This is a genomic window from Bacillus sp. FSL K6-2869 (genome assembly GCF_040869405.1).
Classification (GTDB): domain Bacteria; phylum Bacillota; class Bacilli; order Bacillales; family Bacillaceae; genus Bacillus; species Bacillus altitudinis.
In genome coordinates this window covers 2,940,630-2,966,405 of the sequence record NZ_CP152035.1, presented here as the reverse complement: position 1 = coordinate 2,966,405, position 25,776 = coordinate 2,940,630, and the positions used below count along the sequence as shown (strand labels likewise).

Sequence of the window (25,776 nt, the reverse complement as noted above, 5' to 3'; positions counted from 1 at the left end):
TTCATGTTGGACGATTCAAAATGAACCTTATGGGCAATCATTTGGTATACTGAAAGCACATCTTGTTTGTCATTGCATAAAGGAGGAATGGAGCAGTTGAGGGTGTTTGTTGCAAGGCAGCCTATTTTTAACAGAAAAGAACAAGTCGTATCATACGAGCTGCTTTATAGAGATAGTGAAACCAATACATATAGCGCTGAAGATGGTGATCAAGCGACAACGGACCTCATTATCAATAGTTTTTTAAACATTGGCATCGAAACACTGACAGAAGGAAAACGATGCTACATCAATTTCACCGAAAGCTTGCTTTCGTCTGATCTGCTCACTTATTTTGATCCACATCAGCTTGTGATCGAAATATTAGAAAATGTACCGATTACCCCGGCACTTATTATGAGATGTAAGCAATTAAAAAAGTGGGGATACACGATTGCGCTCGATGATTTCTTTCTGAGCGGAACACATTTTCATGACAAGTTACTCGATGAACTCCTCTATTGCATTGATATTTTAAAAATTGATTTTCTGAAAACAACATGTGAAGAACGAAGAGACATTTTACATACATATAAAAAGTATCGACTTCGATTCCTTGCTGAAAAGGTAGAAACGCGAAAAGAATATGAAGAAGCGTTAGAAGCTGGCTTCCATTTGTTTCAAGGATATTTCTTTAGTGAGCCGCACGTCATTTCGGGACGAGCCTTATCGACTAGCTTCCACGCATACCATCAGCTATTGAATGAGCTGAGCAAGGAGCAGCCGAATATTCAGACCGTGACGCACTTTATAGAAAGTGATCTTTCCCTTTCATATCAATTATTAAAAATGCTTAATTCTGGCGGCATGAGACGTCTTTATCAAATCAAGAGCATTCGTCAGGCGATTATCCTGCTTGGATTTAATGAAATACGGCGATGGATCTTTATCCTTTCATTTAAAGAACTGAATGTCCAAGCCAACTCAAGCCAAAAGGAAATCATCAAAATGTCGTTCATTCGTGCCAAAACGTGTGAACTCATTGCTAGTCGGACTGAACGAGAGCATCCCGCTTCTTATATGCTAACAGGTATGTTTTCACTCATTGATACGCTTGTCAGGGCGGACATTACTGAACTTGTGAAAGAACTGCCTCTTTCGGATGAAGTAGGTGAGGCACTGCTTGGCTATGAAAATGACTATTTCCTTGTGTTAGACGTTGCCAAACGTATTGAACGAAATGAATGGGATGATGAGATGTTAGGTGGAAGTCTCCCTAAGCAGGAAGCCTACGGCTGTTATATAGAAGCCATTGAATGGTGTCATAAAATGTTTGAATCTTAAGAAAAGCCGCTCCCACTAGAGCGGCTTCTTTCTTTGTTATCCCCACTGTAAAAGTAGAAAAAGCCTGCTGGAAGAGAGGGATAAGTAGATACGGATGCCTTCTGGACTAAAGCGGATATCGATATTGCTTTTCACCCCAATCTGCTTCAGCATTCGAATCACACTTGCGGTGTCAGCACGTTCAGCAGCTTCCATGATTCGCTGTCCAAACGAAAGCGAACCGGAAATCTGCTGTGTAATGAGGGATGCATCAGCCACGAGACGGGTTGATTCCTTTGCAGCCTTTTGAAACGCATGAGCATCTACTGGAGGAAAAGTCATGGGTGTTCGCGGGTATGCGTTCCCTATTGCGGGAACCTGCAAAGGCGGATAAGGAACATAGTAAAACACATGGTCACCTCTTCTCTCATTGAAGTGAATTTGGACGGATATCTGTTCTAAATGTATGAAGAAAATCCGAATAAAGAATCAAAATGATCTTTCTACCTTTGCATATTCATCATAAAAATAGGTACTTTTGCGGTCAATTTCGGTGAATGTCGCCAAAAAATTGCGGTGTCTACAGTAGAGCCTGTCGTCTGACCTATAACATGAAAAACCGAGGAAATAGAGGGGATCGTATGTTCTTCATCGTGAGAATTGTGACGAATGATGCCTGTTCATGTCGCAAAAATGACGTATTTCCTTTGAAATTGAGATAAAAGTATCATTTGAAAAGTCTGAAAATGATGAAAAAAGACCTATTGAATTTTGCGGTATCACGCACACATTTTGTGCATACTTTTCGGTGAAAAAATACTCAATAGCATTTACACTGTTAGTAACAGATCAAATACTTATGACCCAATCAACATACACAAATACATTGATCTTCCAAAAAAGGAGAGTGGAATCGATGGAAAAGTATGAAATCGAAGAACTTAAACAACTATTATGGAAACTTGAAAACGAAATTAGAGAAACAACGGCTTCTCTTCATAACATTAACAAAAGCATTGATCAATACGACAAATATGAATATGTGAAAATTTCTTAAAGACTTGATAACCATCAAGTCTTTTTTTTATCCAAATACATACAAAAAAAGGATATATTATTATATAATTGTTAAATAGTGATGTCAGTGGACATTTGCTTATTTCTTTTTAGTAAAATAAGAGGCGAGAGGGTGAGGATCAAGATCGAGTATGCTAAACTATCTAGAGAATACAAAAATCAAGCAGAAAATGTCTGATTTTATTCAACATGCAGTCAGGCAAAATGATTTACAAAAGCTGCTTCTCGAATTTACAGATATAAAGAATGAATTTCCTTTTGGGCAATTGGCTTACCAACATTATGAGGCATTTGGCGGACAAGACAAGCAAGCGATTACAAAACTGGCAGCAGGGATTGAACTTCTCATCTTATCTGCCGATATATTAGATGATATTGAAGATCAGGATAATGATTCGTATCCTTGGATGAACGTCAACCAAGGAGTGGCCATCAATGCTTCTACGTATTTGTATACGGTGAGTATCCAATTCATCACATCAATTTGTGAAAATAATTCTCAACTAATAGAGAAACTGTTCCACTTCATCAAAATGTCTATGGAAGGGCAGCATGAGGATTTAAGTCATTTGTATGGAACAGAAGAAGAGTGTGTAGAGGTTTTAAGGAAAAAATCTGGATCTTTAACAGCTCTTTCTAGCGTACTAGGTGTTTATTTAGCGACAAGAAAAATGAATGCCACTGTAGAATCTTATTCGATATATTATGGTGTTGCTGAACAAATCAGTAACGATTTTTTTGCGTTATTTTCAAAAACAAACGGAGATTTTCAAAAAAAACAAACGCTGGCATTTAGTTATTTACAAAGACATTTTAACGATGTCAGTCTAGAGCTTCTTTCCTTCTTTTCTAACCGGCTGGATGAGTCAGAGCAAAAGCCGTTTCAACTGAAGCAAAAGTTACTTGAAGCTGGTTTGACTCAGTACATGGTATCGATGAGAGAGATTATGCTGTTAAAAATGAAGCAAGGAATTGCACAACTTGATTTGCCTAAAACGAAAAAGGAACAATTATATGCATATATGACAAAGGAGGGCAATGATTGAACATTCAAAATGTTATTGCATATTTAGTGAAAAATCCTAGTGTTGTGAATGAATTGGACTTAGGGAATGCAAGTTTAATTCACACAGATGAGGAAACGATGAAAGCAATCATTCAAGGCATAAAAAAAGGGCAAATGTCTGCAGATTATATATGGTACTATAAATGATACTATTCATTTAAAAATGATTTAAAAGTTCTCCAGTTAAGGATGTTTTATACATGAAGATAACTTATACGAAACTATCTGCTTTTTTGGTTTTTCTGTCTTTTTTATTTGTGATCTATGTTTCATATATTTATGTATTTGATATTTTTAATGGAGCACGTGTTGCGGAGAACAAGAATGGTCAAGCAGAAGTTGTCAAAGTCGAATATCTTTCTTTAGCCTACACATCAGGATTAGAAGAAGGAGATATTATACTTAAAATCAATGGAGAATCTGCTAACAATAAAGATCATTTGATCAATGGTGAGCTTAGGAATGTGCAAAGAATTGATATTCAAAGAGGCAACCAAATGATCACCCTAAAAAATAAGACATTGATTGGTCAAGAAAGTTTATTTGTCTATATAATTCCTCTCATCCTGTATTCAATATGTTTATTTTGTATCTTCTTTATCATTCGTATTAACAAAGAGGTCCAACGAAAATCAGCATTTCTTTTAGTTTTATTTTTATTAACGATTTGTATCGGATATCTTAGTGCAGGTACTTCGGGTATTGGTGATAGATTTAGCCATTATGTCATCACATTTTGTTTATCAAGTGTATTTATCTTTTATATTCATTTCATTTATCAATATTTCAAAGAGTTTGACCTGCATATAACGACTCGAAAAACAATTTATATTTTATATAGTCTTCCTATAACTAATCTAGTAATAGAGCTGTTTGTTCCAATTGATTCGGCGATAGCCAGATACATGCCGAGTTTAAATCTTTTATTCTTTTTTGCTTCTATTATCATGTCATTCAAAGTCATTATTAATGGAATGCAGAAATATAAAGAGACAGAGCAGGGGTCTGTTTTAAAGTTTTTTGTCATGATTAATATCATAGCATTTTGTCCGTTTATATTTTTATTTGCAATTCCATATGTTTTGTTTCGTATTTATGTTGTAGATCCCTTTTTCTTAACTTCTTTTGTATTGCTCATTCCTTTTTCACTCGTGTATCAATTCATGACGAACAAACTTTACAATATGGATTTCTTGATTAGTAGACTTAAATACTATGGATTTATTGCTATTACACCGACCATTTTAGTTGTTGTCACGTTTTATATTCTGCAAAAACCAGAAGATTTAAAGTACACACTGAAGCTCGCATTCATCACATATACACTCATGTTGGCTGTTTTCTATTTTAAAGAAATTTTAGATTTCCGTTTTCGTTTGAAACGTTTTTCAGAGAAGTATAATTACCAAGACAGCGTGTTTAAATTTACGCAGCTTATTCGTGAGGCGTCATCACTTCATCAAGTACTGTATCATTTGAAATACACCATTTTAGAAGTGCTCGTTGTGAATAAAGCCTTTGTGCTAGAGGTGAAGGCTAATGGAGAAATGATTGAAATTGATGAATCAACAAATGATAGTAAGTTATGGAAAGAATACGTGGATCAATTTCAAGATATTTTAGGTGAAGTTGGGAAAATCATCGAGCTTGATAAAGGGTTTATGATGAAAATTGGAGAGCGGGGCGGTCACTCGTTTATGATTTGCTGCTTATCCAATATACAGACGCCGAAATTGACCCGCGATGAAATCTCATGGCTGAAAACATTGGCATTTTACACAAGTGTCAGTTTAGAAAATGTCGTCAAGATCGAAGAACTGATGGAGCATCTTGAGGATTTGAAACAGCGGGAAGCCAATCCAGCCTGGCTGAAGAAAGTCATGTTCGCCATGGAAGAGAAGCAGCGCTCAGATTTAGCGAGGGATCTTCATGATTCTGTGCTGCAGGATTTGATTTCACTGAAGAGACAGTCCGAGATGTTCTTAACCAATTTCCAAAACAACCAATGCCCAACATCTATTGAAAATTCATTGATCTCATGGAATGAACAAATGTCTAAGGTGATTCAAACCACGAGAGAAACATGCCATGAACTTCGGCCGCAGCTCCTCTATGATTTGGGGTTAGTGAAGGCAATTTCGAAGCTGACTTCGCAAATTCAAGAGGAAGCGCCATTTCATATTAGGCTGAATACAACCCGCTTTGATAAAGAACTGGACATTGATATTGACTCACAGCTGAATATTTATCGGATTGTGCAGGAGCTGTTATCCAATGCGTTGAAGCATTCTAAGGCCAGCCAAGTCTTAGTGATGCTCATTTGTATTAAAGATCAAGTTGTTCTCCATTATGAGGACGATGGAGTCGGATTTGATGCAAGCCAGCTTGATCAGCACACGATGAGCATGGGTCTTTCTGGCATAAGGGAACGAGTCAAAGCTCTAAATGGAAAGCTTCAAATTCACACAGCACCTGAAAAAGGGCTCAAGGTGAAAATTGAAATGGAATTGTAACGATTTCTTAAGGAATAAGACTTGGCATCTGCCAAGTCTTTTATATAAAATGGAAGTGAGTGATTTAAAGGGAGGAAGACATGAAGAAGATATTGGTCATTGATGATCATCCGGCTGTCATGGAAGGGACAAAAAGCATATTAGAATCAGATCAGCAGCTATCAGTCGATTGTTTAAGTCCTGATGCAGAAGGCGCCTTTTTAAAGACGCATGACTTTTCCATCTATGATGTGATCTTGATGGATTTAAATCTCGGGGATATCAATGGAATGGACATTGCCAAACAAATTCTAGAAACGAATCAACAAGTGAAAATTATCATTTATACAGGATATGAAGTAGATGATTATTTCGAAGAGGCCATTCGAGCTGGATTGCATGGTGCAATAAGTAAAACAGAGACAAAAGACAAAATCATTGAATACATACACCGCACATTGCAAGGAGAAGTTGTCATTCAGCTATCCTATTTAAAGAAATTAATTTCACAGCAGCAAGAGAAGCCAGAACAGGCGCAGCAGACGGATCATGAGCTGTTAACAGAGCGTGAATGTTTAATCTTAAGAGAAGTGGAAAAAGGGTACACAAACCAAGAGATCGCCGATGTGCTTCATTTGAGCAAACGCTCGATTGAATACAGTTTGACCTCCATCTTTAATAAGCTGAATGTTGGATCTCGAACGGAAGCGGTGTTAATTGCAAAATCGGAAAGTGTCCTGTAAACGTGTGAAGGGAGAGGGCCTTGATGGATGTGAGTGGTTCAAATACACTGCTTGAGGCACTGGGGATTGAGATTGTGGAATGCAATACGTCACGATGCGTGGCGACAATGCCAGTCGATCACCGAACAAAACAGCCATTTGGATTACTGCACGGAGGAGCATCAGCTGCTCTAGCAGAAACAGTGGCAAGCATGGGTGCTGCTGCTCATTTGGATTTAACGAAGCAGGTTTGTTCAGGTATTGAAATCAATGCCAATCATTTAAAATCTGTACGTGATGGAGTGGTGACAGCTACAGCTGTTCCTGTACATGTTGGACGGCGTACAATGGTATTCCAAATCGATATAAAAGATGATCGAGACCGTCATATCTGTACGTCAAGATGTACACTCGCTGTCATTGATCGCATATAAAAAAGCTCCCGGTGCAGCGGAAGCTTTTTTTAATACCCTTTTATGAACATGCAGGTAAAGTGAACAAGACCTAAATGTCATATTCTTCATTTATAAATAAGAGTCTTCTTTTCGTTTAATGACAAAGTTACGGAAACCGCCATAATCATCTTGGACACTTCGTTTGTCCATTTTCACACCAGTGTTGTAAGCGGCTCTTCCGATCAAATGAGCGCCGACTGGTGCGGTCAGAAAGATAAAGACAATCCCAAGCAGGATTTTCGCAGAGATGATCCCTGCAAGAAACCATTCATGAAAGAACACACCAACTAAAATGAGAACAACACCAAGTGTCGATGCTTTTGATGCAGCATGCATACGTGTGTAAACATCCGGCAGGCGAAGGACACCAATGGCTGAAATCAAGCAGAGGATGGCGCCAAGCAGAATAAAGAAAATCACGATCGCTTTAGCGATGACGATCATTTTCAATCACTTCCCCTTTCTCAAGGAATTTGGAAAAAGCGACAGTGCCGATAAAGGCAAGAATACCGAGCAGTAAAATAATTTCAAAGAACGTAGTGGTTTTCAGTAAGATAGACACGATGGCTGTCATCCCAATTAAATTGATTCCTATCGCATCAAGCGCACTAACGCGATCTGGGATAGAAGGTCCTTTGATGACCCGTATCACAAAAAGCAAAGTAGACAGCGCAAGAATTCCAAGTGACATTTGCAAGATCAGTTCCATTACTTACCGCTCACCTCCTGAATCGCTTTTTCAAATGATACCCGAATATCGTGGATGGCTTTTTCAGCATCTTCAATATCCATCGCATGAATGTATAAAATCGAACGATCATCGGAAATATCGATGACCAGTGTACCAGGTGTTAATGTAATCATATTGGCCAGTATGGTGATTTCCCAATCTGTTTTTAAATCTGTACGAAAGGCGAAAATACCAGGCTTGATCTTAAGCTTTGGAGATAACACCGTCTTGAGTACACTCAAATTGGCAAGAAGCAGCTCTCTGATAAAAATGATGACGAGCTTGAAAATCGCATAAAGGGCATAGCCGTAAAAACGTTGCGGGAAGAATCGCCGTAGCATAAAAATGGCGATCATCCCTAGTGCAAAGCCTGATACAAAGTCTGCAGCTCTGTATGTATCATTCATAAACATCCATGTAAAGGCGAGGAGAGCGTTTAATAATATTTGAAAGGCCATGTTCATCTACTCCTTCAGCACAGCTTGAATATATTTTTCTGGTGTTGAAAGCATTTCCGCAGCTTGATTGATATAAGGTGCAATGAATTCTGTGCCTAATCCAATCGCAAGCGATAAGATAACAAGCAGTACCCCAGGATACACCATTCCTCTAATGGATGGCTTTCTTCTTCGCATATCCTGTTCCTCTCCCCAAAACGCAAGCATGAAAATCCTCATAACAGAATAAAGGACAAGAAGACTGGACAGTAAAACAAGGATAGAGAACGTCATGTACCCAGCAGAAAACCCACCTTCAACAATTTTCAGCTTGCCAACAAATCCACTTAGCGGAGGAATACCCGCAAGTGATAAAGCCGATATGAAGAACATCCAGCCGAGTAGAGGCTGGGATTGAATCAGCCCACCCATTTTTTTCAGATGATTGGTTCCAGCATACACAAACAGTGCCCCTGCAAGCATAAATAGAGCTCCTTTGATCACCATATCGTGAATGAGGTAATAAATGGCGCCTTGAAGTGATGCTGGTGTATTGGCCGCAATCCCAAACAAAATGACACCAACAGCTGTGACAATGTTATAAATCACAATTTTTTGCACATCAGAATAGGCGATAGAGCCAATGACACCGAATATAACCGTTAGAGCGGCTAGCCAGGCCATAATTGTATGTGTAAAACCTGTATCATGTATAAAGATGAGCGTAAAGACCCTGGCAATCGCATATAGCCCGACCTTTGTCAGCAGTGCGCCAAACAAAGCTGAAATCGCTGCTGGCGGTGCATGATAAGACCCTGGCAGCCAGAAATAAAGCGGGAAGACCCCAGCTTTTAAGCCAAATACAATCAGGAACAGAATGGCAATCACGGTGATTAACCCTGTTTGCCCAGATTCAGCTATTTTCACACTTAAATCAGCCATGTTCAGTGTGCCTGTGACTGCATATAAACACGCTACGCCAACAATAAATAATGCCGATGAGATAATATTAAACACAATGTATTTCAGTGATTCACGAAGCTGAGGCTTTGAACCACCCAGAACAATGAGCATATAAGATGCCATCAGCAACAATTCAAAGAAGACAAACAGGTTGAAAATATCTCCCGTTAAAAAGGCACCACTGACGCCAGCTAACAAGAATTGGACACCAGAATAATAGAACAGCCGCTCTCTTTCTTTCCCAATCGTTTGAAAAGAAAAAAGAACTGTGACAAGTCCAACAATGGAAGCGGTCAAAACAAGAAGCGCAGCAAACTGATCGGCCACAAGGGCAATGCCAAACGGTGCTTTCCAGCCACCCAAATAAAGGGTTTGTATGCCGTTTGTGAAAATCGTTTGGACCAAATAGACATTACAGATAATGGCTAAAAGAGATGCAAATACACTAAAGCCTCTCGACAGCATGGTGTTTTTATTCATAAAAATCAATAATGTAGCAGCTAGTAATGGTATTAATATAGGCAGGATCACGAGATTATTCATGCTGATCATTTCCTCTCATTTGATCCATGTCATCTGTTCTCAGCTCTTGGAAGGCACGGAAGGCCATCACGAGCAAAAAGGATGTTACACCAAAAGCAATGACAATGGCTGTTAAAATTAATGCTTGTGGCAATGGATCTACATAGGATGTGAGCCCCTCTTTCAAAATAGGAGGTGCTCCCTTTTTTAAGCCGCCCATTGTTAATAGAAGCAAATGGACGCCGTGACTTAAAACGGCAGTACCGACGATGACCCGCAGAAGGCTTTTTGAAAGCATTAAATAGGTCGCTGCCATAAAAATGATTCCGACGATAATAGACATTAGAAATTCCATTATTCCTTCTCTCCAATCGTTTGAATAATGGTCATGGTGACACCAACAACAACTAAATACACACCGATATCAAACAGGACTGCTGTCGCCAGTTCTGTTTTCCCTAGAAACGGCAGTTGGAAATAATCAAATGCATGGGATAGGAAAGGTGCTCCGAACAGAAAAGATCCCATACCTGTTAGGATGGCAACGAGCAAACCGACACCAGCCACATAAATAAAGTCAAATGGTAAAATGCGTCTGACTGTTTTAAGGTCATAGGCTAAAAGCAGAAGGACGACAGCACCAGCACTCATCAAACCGCCAATGAATCCTCCGCCAGGATTGTTATGTCCTGCAAGAAATAGGTGAAGTGAGAAAAGCAAGATGATGAATGCTGTAATTTTAGTAGTGACTTGTAAGAGCATATCATTCGTATCAATCTTTCTCATCGCCGTACGCCTCTCTTCCGTTTTCCTTGTGCTTTTACCTTCAATAATCCATAAATACCGAGTGCCGCAATAGCCAGCACTGTAATCTCAAAGAGTGTATCAAAGCCCCTGAAATCGACAAGAATGACATTGACAATATTGTCTCCGCCAGCCAGTTTGTAGCTGTTTTCAATGAAGTAGGTTGAAATCGTGTCAAGAGACTGCTGGCTTGTTGAAGCGAAAGCAAGACAGGTGACAACGACTCCAACACCTAATGAGATGACCAAATTTGTTAATTTAAATCTTCGTGTTTTTTGCTTCAGACTCAGCTTTGGCAAATGATAGAAGCAAAGTAAAAACAGCGCGACAGAAATGGTTTCAATAATGAGCTGTGTCAGCGCAAGGTCAGGTGCTCTGAAAATCACGAAGAATAGTGACAGCGTGTAGCCCATAACACCTAGCGCAATTATAGCTGTTAAGCGTGAACGAGCAAATACAGTCGTGACTGTCGCTGCGACCATCACAAGTGAAAGGATGACTTCGTACGTGCCGATTGATGCAGCATGCTCAGTTTGAAATGAGAAGGCTTGCTTGTAGAACATCACGCTGCCCAGCACGATAATCATAAAACCAAATACATAGACAAGATAGTCACGAAGGAATCCTGTCATATAGCTGTTTGTTAGGCGGTATGACCCTTTTTCTACACCTATAAGTGAACGATCATACAAAGCGTTAAATGACCATTTTTCCTTAAATATGTTGTACATTGGGCGCCATTTTGACAGCGTTAAATAGCCAATGGTACCGAGCGCAACTACACCAATTGTCATGTAAAGCTCTGGCTTGAATCCATGCCACGCTTCAATTTTTACGGCAAAGCGGCTTCCTGTTTGAATGGCTTCAGGAATGATCGCTTGCATGGCAGGTTCAATGACTGAATAGGCAAGGATATTAGGGAAAAAGAAGAACGTGACCACAAGTGAAGCTAAAATAATTGGCGGGATCAGCATACCAATCGGTGCTTCATGCGGTTTTTTCTCCAATTGATCGACATTCAGACGGCCTCTAAATGTTTTGAAGACGATCATCATACTGTAGATGAACGTAAACACACTAGCGAGCCAAGCGATAGCAGGGAAGACAGCCCCCCATGTTGAAACATCCGTAAAGCTGATGTCAGAAATCCGAATCATACTTGTGAAAAATAGCTCTTTACTTAAAAATCCATTAAAAGGCGGGAGTCCAGCCATCGAGAATGTACCAATTAATGTAATTGTAAAGGTAATTGGCATGATGGTCATTAATCCACCTAATTTGCGAATATCACGTGTACCTGTTTCGTGATCGATAATCCCTGCTGCCATAAAGAGACTTCCTTTAAAAGTCGCGTGGTTAATGAGATGAAAAATAGCAGCAAGAACGGCTGCGCCAAAAAAGGCAGGGTTGTTTTCATGAATGGCAGCTGCGCCTACTCCTAGCATGAGCATAATCATACCGAGTTGACTCACTGTCGAGAAGGCCAGAATGGCTTTCAAATCATTTTGCCGAACGGCGTGGAAAGATCCCCAGAATAGTGTGATAAGTCCGACAATCGAAATGGTCCAAAACCACACCTCTGATATAGCAAAAATCGGACTAAAGCGGGCAACCAGATAAATACCGGCTTTGACCATAGTAGCAGAATGCAGATAACTGCTTACAGGGGTTGGTGCTTCCATAGCATCAGGCAGCCAAATATAAAATGGGAACTGCGCTGATTTCGTGAAGGCCCCTAGTAAAATGAGAACCATCGCAGGGATGAAATAAGGTGATGCCATAATGAGCTGAAGCTGATTGACTGCTTCGCGAATACTGAATGAATCAGTGATCAGGTAAATGAGGATGAAGCCGCCAAGCATAGCTAATCCGCCAAACACAGTAATAAGCAGTGATTTGGTTGCTCCGTAACGAGAACGCTCACGCTTATACCAATACCCAATTAAGAGGAAGGAAGAGATACTTGTTAGCTCCCAGAACAAATAAAGTACGACCATGTTGTCAGAGAGAACAACACCAAGCATAGCGGTCATAAACATTAATAAATACGTATAGAAAGAGCCAAGCTGTTCTTTTTCCTTTGATAAGTAGAAAATACTGTACAGTACCACAAGTGCACCAATACCTGTGATGAGTAAAGCAAATAACAGGCTGAGACCATCTACATACACAGTGAAATTCATCCCTAGAGAGGGAATCCATTCAGCTTGTGAGAACAACGTTCGTCCATTCGAGGTGATCTGGAGCATTTGGATGAAATAGGTAAATAAAAGAATAGGCAAGATGAGAACAAACCATCCTGTATGTATACGCCTTACGTATTTAAAGAGAAAAGGGACGACAAAGGCAAGTAAAAAAGGTGATAGGATGGCGAAGTGAATAAGCTGCAAGAAAATGAACCTCCTTTGATCAATATAAATTCACGTTCTAAAGAACTGGTAATTAAAATTATAGCGTAAATACAGACATAGTGCATTGGTTTGAACTGATTTACGACAAATTGAATTTGTTTTGAGTTCTTTTGACCACAAAAAATATTTTATCAAAAATGAAACTCGTTGTATATTGTTTTGTATTTCGTACATGCTTTTCTTAAAGGAGCTGATCAAATGAAACGAAAGATCGCCATCAGCTTAAGCATATTCTGCACGATTTTAGGAGGAGCATTCTTGATTGAACGAAATGATCAAAAAAGGTGGCAGGCCGGGAGTGAATGGCCGCTATTTTCTGAGCAACTCCTCCATATGACCTATCCTCAGGCGAAACAGTATCCTTTTCAGCCTCGGGAGTATATACGAATTGTATTAGCTGATGAATGAGGATGTATGGGAGAAAAGAAATATAAAAAAAGCATGCCCCTTACGAAAAGGACATGCTCAGCGTGTAGACAAACCCTCGCATTCTTTGTCAGTCCTGCGCTCCGGTGCTCACGAATGTCAAATTCGCTCTGCTACGGTGCTCGTCCTTCCTAGACTGCAAAGGTTTTCTATCACGCTGAAAAGAAGACAAAGGGCTAAAATAAAGTTCATTTTAGCCCTTTGTCAATTATCTGAGCATGTCCCTTATGAAAAGGACATGCTTTTTGTTTCTTTTTTAAGTAAACATTCTAAGTAAGATTGTTGCGCAAATAACGGTTGCTGCTCCGCCAAGACGTGTAGAGACTTGAGCGAAAGGCATAAGGCCCATTCTTCCAGAAGCTGAAAGAATCGCAACATCACCAGTACCGCCTAATCCACTGTGACAACCAGTCACAATGGCAGATTCAACTGGATACATGTTCATGAATTTACCAACAAAGTAACCAGAACCAACCATGCCTAGAACAACAGCAATACATACACATACGAAAGGAATCGAAATAACAGTGGCCACATCATCAAGTGGAATGTATAGAATTCCTAAACCAACCATTAGAGGCCATGTAAAGCTTTTCGATACAAACTTGTAGAACTGCTGTGAGCCGTTTTGCAAATGCTGAGGCATCACGTTTAAGTATTTGATTAATGCAGCAAGAACAATCATTAAGATTGGACCTGGAATATGAACAAAGCTTTCTAATAAGCCGCCAAAGATAAAGGTTGTACAAGCAACAAGTACACCTGCACCCATTAAGCTGAAGTCAACTTTAGTATCCATGTCAGGCTGTTCAAAGATTTCATTTGCTTCTTTTGATTTAACAAGTCGTCCATTCCCGTTTAGTTCAGGACGTTTTTCACCAAGCTTTTTCATTGCGCCAGCACAAATGATGGCAATGACGTTCCCAATAACAGCAGCCGGAATCAATTGAGAAATTAATGACTCTGCTGATACACCAAGAATTTGTGAATAAGCAATTGATAATGGCAATATCCCTTCACCGACACCACCGGCAATAATCGGTACAATGATAAAGAAGAACGAATGATGCGGTGTGTAACCAACTAGAAGACCCACTAGAATTCCAGCAGCTACAGCTGTAATTGTGCCTGCAACAAGAGGAACAAACATACGAATAAGGCCTTGTACTAAAACAGTTCGTTGCATCCCAAGAATACTACCTACTACAAGAGCAGATATATAAAAGTATAGGAAGTTCGACGTTTTCATCAGAGACGTAACCGCTTCCAACGAGTTTGGATTCAGAACATGAAAAAAGACCAGGAACGATGGTACGAATAAAGAAAGAATCGCCGGTCCACCAATATCTTTTAAGATTGGAATACGTTGTCCTACATCTCCTAGGAAAATCCCCAAAATCATAATAACAGCGAAACCACCAAGCATATTTGCTGGAATTTTATTAAAATAAGCGGCAGTTAAAATAATCGCTGCAAGTACTATATACACAGGTAGATCAATAACACCAATTTTCCAAGAAAAAATTTTTCGGAAAACGCTTTTATTATTGTCAGAATCGTTTGTAATCGATTTCAATTGTTGTGTATTAGCCACATAAACACCCCCAAATGCTATTTGTCTCAATTGTAGAAGATTCTGTGACACTCATCTATTTATTAAACTAAATTAAGTGTAATAAAAGTAAAATAAACGGGGGTTTTGTCGTTTTTATCATACAAAAATCCCCTGAAGATAGTTTGTCCTTCAGGGGATTGATCATACATGGTATTTATTTATCGTTTTCCTTTTAAATAAGGGGTACCAAGTGCTTTTGGTGCGTCTGCTCGTCCAATGAAGCCAGTAAGAGCTAGGATCGTCAGCACATATGGTGCAATGAGCATGTACACGTTCGGGATATCTTGAAACAGCGGAAGCAGAGAGCCAATGATGCTTAAGCTTTGTGCAAATCCAAAGAATAAAGCAGCGCCCATAGCGCCAAATGGGTGCCATTTCCCGAAAACAAGGGCGGCTAACGCAATGAAGCCTTGTCCTGTAATGGTGGCGTGTGAGAAGTCAAGAGCGATGGTCGATGCATACACAGCTCCGCCAAGACCGCCAAATAGACCACTAATGAAGACGCCGATATAGCGCATCCGGTATACCTTGATTCCCATTGTATCAGCTGCCATTGGGTGCTCGCCGACTGCACGAAGTCGCAAGCCAAACGGCATTTTAAATAAAACAAACCAAGCGACAACCGCAAGAACTAATGCGAGAATGGACGTATAATACACATCTTTAAAGAAAATATCACCAATGATCGGAATGTCACTTAAAAGGGGAATATCTCCTTTATAGAAAGGTTCTGTAATTTTATCCGTTTGTGCTTTTCCATAAATCAGTTTGACAACAAACAGCGTAGCACCAAGGGCAAGCATGTTAATCGCAACACCACTGACCGTTTGATCTGCTCTGAACGTAATAGTGGCAACAGCGTGAATGAGTGAGAACACGCCGCCAATGGCCATACCAACAAGAAGACCGAGCCACGGGGTCAAGGCACCAAACGTATCAGCAAACATTAAGTTAAAGATAATACTAGAAAATGCTCCGACGACCATCAAACCTTCAAGACCGATATTGACGACACCTGATCTTTCTGAAAAGACGCCTCCAAGAGCGGTTAAAATAAGTGGTGCAGCATATACAAGTGTAGCTGGGACGATGATTTCAAGAATTTGCAGAAATCCCACTTATTTTCCCCCCTTTTTCTTCAATTGTTGAATGACAAGACGGATGATATAGCTTGAGGCAACGAAAAGAATAATGATCGCAATCACAATATCAACGACCTCAGTCGGTACGCCAGATTCAAGCGGCATGTTTAAAGCACCGACTTTCAATCCACCAAGCAATAATGCCGCTAAGACGACACCAATAGCTGTATTTCCGCCTAATAAGGCAACAGCGATTCCATCAAAACCAACGCCAGTGAAGGCATCTTTTATTGATGCATATTCAAAGGTTCCGAGCCCTTCCATCGCACCTGCAAGACCTGCAAAGGCACCAGAAATGAGCATGGAATATATAATGTTTTTTCTCACATTCATTCCAGCATATTGGGATGCGTGTTGATTCATACCAACAGCACGCAATTCAAACCCTTTAGAGGTTTTTTGGATAATAATCCACATAATAACGGCAGATAGGACAGCTACAATGATTCCGTTATGCATGCTTGAAAAATCAGTGATTTTTTCAAAAAAATCAGAGTGTAATGAGGCAGTCGAATTAATATTATCTGTTTTATCTTTATGATCTGTAAGAACATTTGTAATAATAAAATTAGTCACATGAAGTGCAATGTAGTTCATCATAATAGTGACAATCACTTCATGAACATAAAAACGTGCTTTTAAAAACCCAGGAATAAAGCCCCATAATGCACCAGCAGCTGCTGCAGTGATCAGTGCAAGAGGCAGGTGGATATACGCAGGTGCATGGACGGTTGTTCCTATCCATACAGATGCAATCCAGCCAATGAGAAGTTGACCTTCTACCCCGATATTAAAGAGGCCTGTCCGAAATGCAAAGGCAACAGCAAGTCCTGATAAAATATAAGGCGTGACTTGTCGGATGGTTTCTCCCATATAATACGTTTCACCGAATACGCCATTCCAAAGGGCGCTATAACCTTCGATGACACTATAACCGCTTGCCAGCATAATGATGGCCCCAACGAAAAGACCAAGTACAATGGCTATAAGCGGAATCAGCAGATTTGTTAAGCGATTAGACATTTGCTTCTTTCCCCACTTCCTGTTGCGTACTTCCAGCCATTAACAGACCAAGTTCTTGCTCTGTTGTTTCTTTTGGATCAACAATGGCAATAATGCTGCCTTCGAAAATAACGGCAATCTTATCACTGACATTGATAATTTCATCAAGCTCAAAGGAGATGAGCATAACGGCTTTGCCTGCATCCCTTTGTTCAATCAGACGCTTATGAACAAACTCAATGGCTCCGACGTCAAGTCCGCGTGTCGGCTGTGCGGCAATTAATAAATCAGGATTTCGGTCCACTTCACGGCCAATAATGGCTTTTTGCTGGTTACCCCCTGATAGCGCACGTGCTTCTGTATATTCACTAGGTGTCCGTACGTCGTATTCAGCAATGATTTGTTTTGCTTTTTGATAAATATTTTTCATATTCATCAAGCCAAACTTCGAATATGGACGCTGATAATACGTTTGTAAGGAAATATTTTCTCCAATTGAAAAATCAAGGACAAGTCCGTGCTTATGACGGTCTTGAGGAATGTGTCCGATACCAGATTCTGTGACCTTACGAGGCGGGAGATTTTGAATGGCTTTCCCGTTTAGCATGATCGTACCAGATTCGGATTTTTTCAGACCTGTAATGGCTTCAATTAATTCAGATTGACCATTTCCGTCTACACCCGCAATTCCGACAATCTCACCGGCTTTCACTGATAAATTGAGTTGTTTCACGGCTTCAATTCCTCGCGTATCTTTGACAGTGAGATCTTGAATTTGCAAGACTTCTTCAGCAGGGGCGGCTGCTTTTTTGTCTGTTTTAAATGAGACTTCGCGGCCGACCATTAAGCTGGCAAGCTCGTCTTTGTTTGTGTGTTCCACATCAAGTGTACGAATACCTTGCCCTTTTCGGATAATGGTCACGCGATGACAGGCATCCATAATTTCTTTTAGTTTGTGGGTAATTAAAATAATGGATTTGCCTTCATTGATTAAGTTTTTCATAATTTGTATGAGTTCTTTTATTTCTTGAGGTGTTAAGACGGCTGTTGGTTCGTCGAAGATCAAGATGTCAGCGCCGCGGTATAGTGTTTTTAAGATTTCTGCTCGCTGCTGCATACCGACTGAGATGTCAGATACTTTAGCGGCAGGGTCTATTTTCAGTCCATAACGGTCAGAAAGTTCCTGCACTTGCTGAATGGCTTGTTCTTTGTCAATCTTTCCAAATTTCTTTGGCTCTTTTCCTAAAATGATGTTTTCAGCCACAGTAAATGTATCAACTAGCATAAAATGCTGATGGACCATTCCAATGCCTAAATCACTTGCATCATTTGGACTTGAGATTGTAACCGGTTTTCCGTGTACCTTGATTTCACCTTTTTCAGGCTGATACAGTCCGAAAAGCACGTTCATAAGCGTTGATTTTCCAGCGCCGTTTTCACCAAGCAGCGCATGAATTTCGCCCTTTTTTAGCTGTAGCGTAATGTTATCATTTGCTACAATGCCAGGGAATTCTTTGCGTATATTCAACATTTCAATGACATAATCCACAGGTTTAACCGCTCCTTTTTTAGGGTGCTGATGAAGATAAAAACTAGCAAAAGAAAAGCTGCAAAACAAGGCTGCAGCTTTTCTTTTACCACCTTTTACGAATAAAGAGGAGGTAAAGGAGAGGCAAGGGGATAAGACGCGCTTATCCCGATGCACAAATTAAGCTTTAAAATCTTTTAGTTCATCACGTGTTGCAGGGATTTTCACTTCACCCTTGATGATTTTTTGTTTCCATTCTTCGATTTTCTTCAATACATCTTTATCAAGATTCTCTTGAGATGGAGAGATGTCAACGCCGCCTTCTTTCAGACCGTACGTGATGACTTCGCCACCAGGGAATTTACCTTCTTTTGCTTTTGTTGTTAAGTCTTGTACCGCTGTGTCTACTTTCTTAATCATAGAAGTAAGAGTGACACTTTGTTTTGTTCCAGGTACTTTACCTTCGTCATACTGGTCTTTATCAACACCAATGACCCAAACATTTCGATTTGGATCTGCCTTTTTTAAATTGGTTGCTTCTGTAAAGACACCCGTTCCAGTACCTCCAGCTGCATGATAAATAATGTCAACGCCAGATTTGTACATACTTTCAGCTGTTGCTTTACCGATGTCTGCTTTATCAAATGCACCAGCATATTTCACTTCAACTTTTGCTTTTGGATTAGCTGCTTCAACGCCTGCACGGAAACCAACTTCGAATTTTCTGATTAATTCAGAATCAACGCCGCCAACAAAACCAATTTTGTTTGATTTTGTAGAAAGAGCCGCTGCAACACCTACAAGGAATGACCCTTCGTTTTCGTTAAATGTAATACTAGCTACGTTCTTCTTATCAACAACTGCATCCACAATTGCAAATTTGGAATCTTTTCGCTGATCAGCTATTTTAGAAATGGCACTCTCCATTTTATAGCCGATACCATAAATCAGGTTAAATTTTTGTCTAACAAGTGTATTTAAATTTGTTGGATAATCTGCATCCGTTTTTGATTGTAAGTAATCAAAGCCGTTTTTACCTTTTGTTAAATTGTTGTCTTTCCCAAATGCTTGTAAACCTTCCCAAGCTGATTGGTTAAACGATTTGTCATCGACACCACCGACATCAGTTACCATTGCAACAGTGAATTGATCTTTATCTTTTTTGTTTTCACCGCTGTTTGAGCCAGAGTTGCCGCATGCTCCAAGGATGGTTCCTGCTGCTACGACTAAGGACAATGCAAGTCCAATTTTGCGCTTCTTCAAAACATAACCCCCTATAAAATTTAAAAGTTTCAGAAAAGTCTCGCGAAAAAAGACCGACTCTTGCCTTCTCCTATCCTTGTGAAAAGGGTATTTTATCCTGCATTCTTTAAAAATTGATGGAAACAGGAGAGAAGATGTAAGACATCAGACTTATATCTCGTTGAACTAATCAATCATAATTTATCATTTCCCATCGAATAAATAAATAGAAATTTGTTTTATTTTTAAAAAAATGTTAAAAGGCTAAATTCGATGTCTTTTTATGTGCTGAAATATGATATAATGCCGCTTTTATGATGTGCTCTACTACAGTGGAACCACTGATATCAAGGGGTTTGTGACATCGTATGCCATAAAAAAACATCTGGCCTTTGTGAAAGGTCAGATGTGTCCAATTAAAGATATTGCTGAATCAAATTCATGTTGCTTGTATTCAGTTTATATTGGAAAACAGGGCGGCCGATTGTCCCGTATGCCATCTCCACATCAACCACTTCGATATCCTCAAGAAATTTCAAGTATTTTCTAATTGAAACTTGAGAGATTTCAGTATGATTGGCTAGGTCTTCGGTCGTGAAAGCCTGCTGACCGAATGATTGAATGCTTGTCCAGATGAGTTTGAGTGTGCTCTTCGTCAGGCCTTTTGGCAGCAGGACTTTTTCCGCCTCTGCTTTTTTATGAAAAAGCTTCGCGTCTAAATCATTTTGAGAGATGCTGTTCATCGTTTGGTATAGGGCATGTTTTCTTTTATATTCTGCCAGTGCTGATTGGAAGCGTTCAAACTCAAAAGGTTTGATTAAATAGTCGACAGCTCCGTTTCGCATCGTTTGCTGTACGACATCCACTTCATTTGCAGCTGAAATGACGATGACGTCAACGGAATGATTTTTCTCACGAATTTCTGATAATAGGGCGAGCCCATTTTGTCCAGGCATATAAATATCAAGCAATACAAGGTGAATGATTTCTGATTTTAAGATGTCTAGTGCCTTCTGAAATGAGGTGGCAATCCCTTTTAATTCAAATCCTTCTATTTGGGTCAAGTAGCGTTTATTCAGCTCCCCGACCATTGGGTCATCTTCTACGATCAACACATTAATCATGTGAATCCTCCTTTTGTTTATATGGAATACGGAGACTAAAGGTCGTTCCTTCTCCTTTTTCGCTTGTGACGATCATATGTCCGTTCAGTTTTTTGATGCTTTGGTCAACAAAGTAAAGGCCAAATCCTCTGTCTTCTCCTTTTGTTGAAAAGCCTTGATCAAACATAATGTCCTGTTCTTCTTTTGTCAGACCGACCCCTGTGTCTGTAATTTCAATATGAAGCTGCTCTTGGACATATCTGAATGAGATGGAGATATTTTTATTCTCTGTATGGGAAACGGCATCGAGTGCGTTATTTAACAGATTACCGATGACCGTAATAAGGTCATGTGTGACGGCTGGGTCCTCCGAGTTTGGTACCTGTGTACTGCAATTGACTTCTAAAGCTGCGCCTTGTTCTCTGATGTAGCTTTGTTTTCCTAGTAAAAACCCGGCTAAGACTGAGTTTTTCACATGGTTGATGATTTCATTTGTTTCTGTCTGCTGATAAATCGCAATATCTTTAATATAGGTGCCAAGGTCATCATAGTTCTTTAGCTGTACCAATCCTAAAATGACATGAAGCTTGTTCATAAATTCGTGTGACTGGGCACGAAGTGCATTGGCATACATCTTCACCCCGCTCAGCTGCTCAGCCAGGTGTTTGACTTCTGTTTTGTCACGGAAGGTTGCGATCGCTCCGACAATTTCTCCTTTTACCGTAATCGGCACCTCATTAAAGACCAGCTCCAATCCGTTCATTCTGACATCGCGATCAAGCAGCGGTTTCCGTGTTTCGATTACTTGCTTTAAGCCGCTTGAAGGAAGAAGGGCCTGTACATCTTGTTCTCTAGGGTCAACCATAATGCCCATATTATGAAATAGACGTTTAGCTTCTGCATTTGCCAGCTTGATTTTACCGTGCTGATCGACGGCAAGAATGCCTTCTTTTGTTGATTCTAGCATAGCGCTTCGTTCTTTTAATAATGTGGCAATTTCATCTGGCTCTAGTCCAAACATAATCTTCTTTACTTTACGTGCCACAATGAGTGCACCGATAATGCCAGATAAAAGGCTTAGCGATGTGACAAAGTAGAGCGGGAGCAGGCTTTGATGAATGATTAAATCAATTTCCTTTAATGTAATACCAACTGCCACAGCCCCGAGCTGCTTGCCATCTTGGTTATAAACAGGAACAAAGGCACGCATGGACTTGCCAAGTGTTCCAGATGCGGTACTAATATGTTCTTTACCCTGTAATGCCGGTTTTTCATCACCGCCAGCAAACCGCTTCCCAATCTTTTGCGGATTCGGATGTGTTTTGCGGATACCGTTCATATCCATGACGACAACGAATTCGGTTTTGGTAATACGCTGAACACTTGTTGTATATTTTCGCAGTGCTGTATATGATTGATCTTTTTCCAATGATTTTGCTGTGATCGGAGCCTCTGCGACCATTTTAGCAGTGGAGAGGGCGATATCACGTTCCTGCTGATGAATATTTTTGGCTGTTTCTGACCAGATCGTAAAGAATGTGATACAGAGGGAGATCAGGACAACAATACAGACAAAGATCGTCAGCCGTGTTTGCAGTCTTAAAGTTTTTTTCACGAGTATACCCCTAACGCGCAATTTTTTCGTAATAGTAATACTTTAACGGGAAAATGTAAGTTTGTGAAGGAATGTACGTGCAAAATCACAAATTTGATTTAGATTCCAGTTTACTTGGAAAGCATCTTGTCAATCCGTTTTAAGTGAGCCATAATAAAAATGAGCTTATGAGAAAGGATCTATTTATGAAAAATACATATTTGACTGGATATTTTCCGCTGATTTCAATTTTGCTATTCAGCTCTGCCTTTTCTATTTTTACAGTAGGTATCACGACTGACTTCTTGACCCAAGCAGGAATTTTAAAAGGAATGCTGGAATTTTTCTCTGAACAGGGCATTCGTCTTGCTTTATTTGCCGCATTTGCACTTGTTTATTTTATGATTTTATCTGCTTTAAAACTCATTGCAGATACGGTGTTAGAGTTGGCGCTACTCTTTTTTGCAAAGGACCCTGAAGGGGAGAACTTAAAGAAAATTCGGATTGCATCGGTTGTCTATTTGTTTGCCAGCTTACTTGCATTTCTATTGACGCAGCAGCTTATTCTGCTTGTTGGACTTTTTGTTTTAGCAAGTCTCGTCTATTTTATCTGGGTTGTGGTACGCATTTATCAATCGCTTTCCATGCTGAATTTAATTGGGTTTATGATGTTTAATCTGCTGTTTTGGGCCACGTTTTTGATCGGCATTTTGTACTTATTTATTAAGCTTTATAACAGTGTGATGGCGAGTCTGCCAGCTTAATCAGACGAAAGAAAGCATCCTCCGATGATGGAGGATGCTTTTTTTATGGAAGAAACCGCTTCTGAATTTCTGGTGTAGGCATCATACAAGATGTTTTTTGACCAAACCATTTGTAGCGATTCTTTGCAATGAGTTGATAAAACCAGTCACGGATTGGACGAGGGATCGCGAGGAGTAAATAGCTCCATCTGTATATCCCTTTTAAATGCCGCGCCGCTTTTAAGATGCCTGTTGACTTCATATAAAGGGTCCCATTTTCAATATAAATGAATGAATTGAACTCATCTAAAGGCAAGCCGTTTTCTTTTAAAATACGCTGCCCTGTATCTGATTGTAAAGAAGCAAACATCATCCGCTCATTCGGGTCGCGCTTGATGATAAACTGAACAGCACCACTGCACACGTTGCAGACACCGTCAAATAAAATGAAGTGAGAGGGTTGTGTTGAATGCATCGCAATCAAACCTCCTGTTTATCTAGCGTATTGCATGGTTTGTTTCCAAATACGTAAGTGCGGGCTTGAACTATAAATAGATTCAACGGTTCCTCTATCTCTTCCTACCCATACACCCATTGTGTATTGATCTGTCAGGCCAACAAACCAAATGTCTTTGTAGTCATTGGATGTCCCTGTTTTTCCCCCAATGTAAGGAGAATTGAAATTCGCCTTTTTCCCTGTTCCACTTTTCACAACAGAGGCAAGCAGCTTGCGCATTGTTTCATTTGTACGCTGAGAATAGATTTGCTTCGGCGACTCTTTCCACTTGTAAAGGGTTTTGCCGTTTAAGTCTGTGACCTTTGTAATGGAGTGATTTCGCGTATAGGCACCTTGATTGCCAAACACGGTATATGCATCGGTTATTTCTAGCGGCGAGAAGCCTTTTGTAAATCCTCCAAGTGCAGAAGGGAGGCGGTAATCATCTGCGACAATATGTTCGAATGAAAACTTTTCTAAATAGCTGAAGCCTTTTTTGACACCGACTGTATCAAGCATACGAATCGCTGGTGTATTGTAAGAGTTCTTAAAGGCTGTTTCAAGTGTTACAGTTCCATACGTTTTATGATTATAGTTTTGCGGGCAATATCCGCTACTGCAAAACTTGCCGGCACTGATTTTGCTTGATGCCGTGGCACCGGTTTGATCAATATAAGGGCCATAATCTAACAGCGGCTTAATTGCGGAACCTGGTTGTCTTTGCGTTTGATAGGCGTAGTTGAAATCAAACTTTTTATAATTCTTCCCGCCAGCAAGTGCGACGATTTGATGGGTTTGGTGGTTAATGACTGCTGAACCGCCTTCCACACCTTGATAAGGCAATTGTGCATTGAGCTGATAAACCGCTCTTTGTTGTAAGGAAGGGTCTAGTGCTGTATAAATCTTCACACCATCTTGAAGCAATGCACTGACCTTTTCTGATAATTCTTTTTGAATTGCCTTTTTTGCGCCAGTTGTTTTGGCTTTTTTCAATCGTTTTGTAAAGCCTTCCTGATCAGACACCAGATCGGTAAATTCTTCATTGGCGTATGTCACATAGTCAGGGTAAAGATTTTTCTTTTCACTTAAGGACAAGCTGATTTTTTCTTTCACTGCTTTTTTGAATTGCTTCTTAGTAATGACACCATCTTTTTCTAAAATACCAAGCAGCCGTTCCTGGCGTTTCTTTGTATGTTTGAATTGTTTCAATGGGTCATACAGCGTAGGGTTGTTAGGAATCGCAGAAATAAATGCCATCTGTGCGAGCGTCAAAGAACTAAGCGGCTTATCAAAATAGTAATTAGCCGCAGAACCGACACCGTAAACCCCGTTACTGAAATAAATCGTATTTAAATAGCTTTCGAGAATTTCCTCTTTTGTAAATTTTCGCTCGAGCTCATAGGAATAGAGCAGTTCTGTAAACTTTCGGCTGAATGAACGTTCATGACTTAAATATAAATTACGGGATAACTGTTGTGTGATGGTGCTAGCGCCTTGGCTAATGCCATGGTTTTTCACATTTGCGGCAAGGGCACGAATCACGCCCATAAAGTCAATGCCTTTATGGTCATAAAAGTTGCGGTCCTCTGATCGGAGGAACAGCTCCTTGACGGAATCAGGAATTTTATCGTACTTCACGAAAACACGGTTCTCATCGTTTGATACGATCTCAGAGATAAGAGAACCATCTCGATCATACATATAACTGTTTTGGGAAAAGTCTACCTTTTCCAGCTTGATTTTTTGATCAAGCACTTCGTTAACAGGTTTTACACTTGCGGCTTCTTCCTTTGATAGATAAAAAGTCAGAACAAATAATGGAATGAGGGCAACAAGTAATAACCATCCAATGATTGCACGAAACATGAGGTCACTCACTTTCTTCGGATTTCTAGCCATATCGT

Annotated in this window: 26 protein-coding genes; 9 read left to right on the top strand and 17 right to left on the bottom strand. The window is 39.9% G+C overall.

Translation table 11 applies throughout. The annotated features are described in order from the left end of the window. Window positions 1-96 precede the first annotated feature (96 nt). Window positions 97-1,323, top strand: a complete 1,227-nt coding sequence (locus tag MHI58_RS15440) for an EAL and HDOD domain-containing protein (protein WP_035701209.1) — start codon at window positions 97-99, stop codon at window positions 1,321-1,323. Window positions 1,324-1,359: 36 nt separating this feature from the next. On the opposite strand, the gene MHI58_RS15435 is transcribed toward MHI58_RS15440, so the two are convergent. Next, window positions 1,360-1,713: a hypothetical protein gene (locus tag MHI58_RS15435; RefSeq protein WP_017367963.1), complete on the bottom strand. Its 354-nt coding sequence runs from the start codon at window positions 1,711-1,713 to the stop codon at window positions 1,360-1,362. A gap of 505 nt (window positions 1,714-2,218) precedes the next feature. On the opposite strand from MHI58_RS15435, the gene degQ reads away from it, so the two are divergent. From degQ to MHI58_RS15405, 6 genes are all read left to right on the top strand, one after another. Then, a complete protein-coding gene (gene degQ, locus MHI58_RS15430) occupies window positions 2,219-2,359 on the top strand; it encodes a degradation enzyme regulation protein DegQ (RefSeq protein ID WP_003213123.1) in 141 nt (46 codons plus the stop codon). Window positions 2,360-2,510: 151 nt separating this feature from the next. Next, window positions 2,511-3,425, top strand: a complete 915-nt coding sequence (locus MHI58_RS15425) for a polyprenyl synthetase family protein (protein ID WP_168948551.1) — start codon at window positions 2,511-2,513, stop codon at window positions 3,423-3,425. Beyond that, window positions 3,422-3,592, top strand: a complete 171-nt coding sequence (comX, locus tag MHI58_RS15420; protein ID WP_074041927.1) for a competence pheromone ComX — start codon at window positions 3,422-3,424, stop codon at window positions 3,590-3,592. Before MHI58_RS15425 ends, comX begins: the two co-directional genes overlap by 4 nt. A 53-nt stretch (window positions 3,593-3,645) precedes the next feature. Continuing rightward, on the top strand, window positions 3,646-5,958 hold the full coding sequence (locus tag MHI58_RS15415; RefSeq protein ID WP_041507704.1) for an ATP-binding protein: 2,313 nt from the start codon (window positions 3,646-3,648) through the stop codon (window positions 5,956-5,958). An 80-nt stretch (window positions 5,959-6,038) separates the two neighbouring features. Then, window positions 6,039-6,680 (top strand): response regulator transcription factor, encoded by a 642-nt coding sequence (locus MHI58_RS15410; RefSeq protein WP_007500477.1) that lies wholly within the window; start codon window positions 6,039-6,041, stop codon window positions 6,678-6,680. Window positions 6,681-6,703: 23 nt separating this feature from the next. After that, window positions 6,704-7,093 carry a hotdog fold thioesterase gene (locus tag MHI58_RS15405; protein WP_017358943.1) on the top strand — a complete coding sequence of 130 codons (390 nt, stop codon included), beginning with the start codon at window positions 6,704-6,706 and terminating at the stop codon, window positions 7,091-7,093. 90 nt (window positions 7,094-7,183) lie between these two features. Here the strand turns inward: MHI58_RS15405 and mnhG are convergent, their stop codons facing one another. The 7 genes from mnhG to MHI58_RS15370 are packed head-to-tail and all read right to left on the bottom strand — an operon-like array spanning window position 7,184 to window position 12,960. Next, window positions 7,184-7,558 carry a monovalent cation/H(+) antiporter subunit G gene (gene mnhG, locus MHI58_RS15400; RefSeq protein ID WP_003213369.1) on the bottom strand — a complete coding sequence of 125 codons (375 nt, stop codon included), beginning with the start codon at window positions 7,556-7,558 and terminating at the stop codon, window positions 7,184-7,186. Beyond that, window positions 7,542-7,823, bottom strand: a complete 282-nt coding sequence (locus MHI58_RS15395) for a Na(+)/H(+) antiporter subunit F1 (RefSeq protein ID WP_008345849.1) — start codon at window positions 7,821-7,823, stop codon at window positions 7,542-7,544. The genes mnhG and MHI58_RS15395 overlap by 17 nt, the downstream gene beginning before the upstream one ends. Next, complete coding sequence (locus MHI58_RS15390) at window positions 7,823-8,302, bottom strand: Na+/H+ antiporter subunit E (RefSeq protein ID WP_008345848.1); 480 nt, start codon at window positions 8,300-8,302, stop codon at window positions 7,823-7,825. The genes MHI58_RS15395 and MHI58_RS15390 overlap by 1 nt, the downstream gene beginning before the upstream one ends. A gap of 6 nt (window positions 8,303-8,308) precedes the next feature. Further along, window positions 8,309-9,787 carry a Na+/H+ antiporter subunit D gene (locus tag MHI58_RS15385; protein WP_019744043.1) on the bottom strand — a complete coding sequence of 493 codons (1,479 nt, stop codon included), beginning with the start codon at window positions 9,785-9,787 and terminating at the stop codon, window positions 8,309-8,311. Continuing rightward, window positions 9,780-10,121, bottom strand: a complete 342-nt coding sequence (locus tag MHI58_RS15380; protein ID WP_003213576.1) for a Na(+)/H(+) antiporter subunit C — start codon at window positions 10,119-10,121, stop codon at window positions 9,780-9,782. The genes MHI58_RS15385 and MHI58_RS15380 overlap by 8 nt, the downstream gene beginning before the upstream one ends. Next, window positions 10,121-10,552, bottom strand: coding sequence for a Na(+)/H(+) antiporter subunit B (locus tag MHI58_RS15375; protein WP_008345843.1), 432 nt, complete (start codon window positions 10,550-10,552; stop codon window positions 10,121-10,123). The genes MHI58_RS15380 and MHI58_RS15375 overlap by 1 nt, the downstream gene beginning before the upstream one ends. Beyond that, entirely contained in the window at window positions 10,549-12,960 is a 2,412-nt protein-coding gene (locus tag MHI58_RS15370) for a Na+/H+ antiporter subunit A (protein WP_041507703.1), read from the bottom strand. Before MHI58_RS15370 ends, MHI58_RS15375 begins: the two co-directional genes overlap by 4 nt. 219 nt (window positions 12,961-13,179) lie before the next feature. On the opposite strand from MHI58_RS15370, the gene MHI58_RS15365 reads away from it, so the two are divergent. Further along, window positions 13,180-13,389: a hypothetical protein gene (locus MHI58_RS15365; protein WP_019744044.1), complete on the top strand. Its 210-nt coding sequence runs from the start codon at window positions 13,180-13,182 to the stop codon at window positions 13,387-13,389. 274 nt (window positions 13,390-13,663) lie between these two features. Here MHI58_RS15365 and MHI58_RS15360 read toward each other — a convergent pair whose 3' ends face one another. The 7 genes from MHI58_RS15360 to malK all read right to left on the bottom strand — a co-directional run bounded on the left by MHI58_RS15360 (window position 13,664) and on the right by malK (window position 22,654). Further along, window positions 13,664-15,001, bottom strand: coding sequence for a 2-hydroxycarboxylate transporter family protein (locus MHI58_RS15360; RefSeq protein WP_168948552.1), 1,338 nt, complete (start codon window positions 14,999-15,001; stop codon window positions 13,664-13,666). Between the two features lie 179 nt (window positions 15,002-15,180). Next, entirely contained in the window at window positions 15,181-16,140 is a 960-nt protein-coding gene (locus MHI58_RS15355; RefSeq protein ID WP_008345835.1) for an ABC transporter permease, read from the bottom strand. Next, on the bottom strand, window positions 16,141-17,187 hold the full coding sequence (locus MHI58_RS15350) for an ABC transporter permease (RefSeq protein ID WP_025207902.1): 1,047 nt from the start codon (window positions 17,185-17,187) through the stop codon (window positions 16,141-16,143). After that, window positions 17,180-18,715, bottom strand: coding sequence for an ABC transporter ATP-binding protein (locus tag MHI58_RS15345; RefSeq protein ID WP_277687614.1), 1,536 nt, complete (start codon window positions 18,713-18,715; stop codon window positions 17,180-17,182). The genes MHI58_RS15350 and MHI58_RS15345 overlap by 8 nt, the downstream gene beginning before the upstream one ends. Before the next feature lie 159 nt (window positions 18,716-18,874). Beyond that, window positions 18,875-19,957, bottom strand: a complete 1,083-nt coding sequence (locus MHI58_RS15340; RefSeq protein WP_017358951.1) for a BMP family protein — start codon at window positions 19,955-19,957, stop codon at window positions 18,875-18,877. 395 nt (window positions 19,958-20,352) lie between these two features. Beyond that, entirely contained in the window at window positions 20,353-21,060 is a 708-nt protein-coding gene (locus MHI58_RS15335; protein ID WP_024719723.1) for a response regulator, read from the bottom strand. Continuing rightward, a complete protein-coding gene (malK, locus tag MHI58_RS15330; RefSeq protein WP_017367953.1) occupies window positions 21,053-22,654 on the bottom strand; it encodes a malate sensor histidine kinase MalK in 1,602 nt (533 codons plus the stop codon). Before malK ends, MHI58_RS15335 begins: the two co-directional genes overlap by 8 nt. 185 nt (window positions 22,655-22,839) lie before the next feature. Between malK and MHI58_RS15325 the strand changes: the two genes are divergently transcribed. Further along, on the top strand, window positions 22,840-23,397 hold the full coding sequence (locus tag MHI58_RS15325; protein ID WP_017367952.1) for a YufK family protein: 558 nt from the start codon (window positions 22,840-22,842) through the stop codon (window positions 23,395-23,397). A gap of 43 nt (window positions 23,398-23,440) precedes the next feature. Here the strand turns inward: MHI58_RS15325 and MHI58_RS15320 are convergent, their stop codons facing one another. Continuing rightward, window positions 23,441-23,851 (bottom strand): thiol-disulfide oxidoreductase DCC family protein, encoded by a 411-nt coding sequence (locus MHI58_RS15320; RefSeq protein WP_035701187.1) that lies wholly within the window; start codon window positions 23,849-23,851, stop codon window positions 23,441-23,443. A gap of 18 nt (window positions 23,852-23,869) precedes the next feature. Then, window positions 23,870-25,771, bottom strand: coding sequence for a transglycosylase domain-containing protein (locus tag MHI58_RS15315; RefSeq protein ID WP_368004335.1), 1,902 nt, complete (start codon window positions 25,769-25,771; stop codon window positions 23,870-23,872). Window positions 25,772-25,776: the final 5 nt, after the last annotated feature.

Excerpts from the sequence above, each read along its gene's own strand:
- MHI58_RS15375 (WP_008345843.1), bottom strand. The coding sequence starts at position 10,552 with ATGAGAAAGATTGATACGAATGATATGCTCTTACAAGTCACTACTAAA.
- MHI58_RS15425 (WP_168948551.1), top strand. The coding sequence starts at position 2,511 with ATGCTAAACTATCTAGAGAATACAAAAATCAAGCAGAAAATGTCTGAT.
- mnhG (WP_003213369.1), bottom strand. The coding sequence starts at position 7,558 with ATGATCGTCATCGCTAAAGCGATCGTGATTTTCTTTATTCTGCTTGGC.
- MHI58_RS15395 (WP_008345849.1), bottom strand. The coding sequence starts at position 7,823 with ATGGAACTGATCTTGCAAATGTCACTTGGAATTCTTGCGCTGTCTACT.
- MHI58_RS15405 (WP_017358943.1), top strand. The coding sequence starts at position 6,704 with ATGGATGTGAGTGGTTCAAATACACTGCTTGAGGCACTGGGGATTGAG.
- degQ (WP_003213123.1), top strand. The coding sequence starts at position 2,219 with ATGGAAAAGTATGAAATCGAAGAACTTAAACAACTATTATGGAAACTT.
- MHI58_RS15385 (WP_019744043.1), bottom strand. The coding sequence starts at position 9,787 with ATGAATAATCTCGTGATCCTGCCTATATTAATACCATTACTAGCTGCT.
- MHI58_RS15410 (WP_007500477.1), top strand. The coding sequence starts at position 6,039 with ATGAAGAAGATATTGGTCATTGATGATCATCCGGCTGTCATGGAAGGG.
- MHI58_RS15335 (WP_024719723.1), bottom strand. The coding sequence starts at position 21,060 with ATGATTAATGTGTTGATCGTAGAAGATGACCCAATGGTCGGGGAGCTG.
- MHI58_RS15415 (WP_041507704.1), top strand. The coding sequence starts at position 3,646 with ATGAAGATAACTTATACGAAACTATCTGCTTTTTTGGTTTTTCTGTCT.
- MHI58_RS15365 (WP_019744044.1), top strand. The coding sequence starts at position 13,180 with ATGAAACGAAAGATCGCCATCAGCTTAAGCATATTCTGCACGATTTTA.
- MHI58_RS15380 (WP_003213576.1), bottom strand. The coding sequence starts at position 10,121 with ATGGAATTTCTAATGTCTATTATCGTCGGAATCATTTTTATGGCAGCG.
- MHI58_RS15315 (WP_368004335.1), bottom strand. The coding sequence starts at position 25,771 with ATGGCTAGAAATCCGAAGAAAGTGAGTGACCTCATGTTTCGTGCAATC.
- MHI58_RS15390 (WP_008345848.1), bottom strand. The coding sequence starts at position 8,302 with ATGGCCTTTCAAATATTATTAAACGCTCTCCTCGCCTTTACATGGATG.
- MHI58_RS15350 (WP_025207902.1), bottom strand. The coding sequence starts at position 17,187 with ATGTCTAATCGCTTAACAAATCTGCTGATTCCGCTTATAGCCATTGTA.
- MHI58_RS15320 (WP_035701187.1), bottom strand. The coding sequence starts at position 23,851 with ATGCATTCAACACAACCCTCTCACTTCATTTTATTTGACGGTGTCTGC.
- MHI58_RS15325 (WP_017367952.1), top strand. The coding sequence starts at position 22,840 with ATGAAAAATACATATTTGACTGGATATTTTCCGCTGATTTCAATTTTG.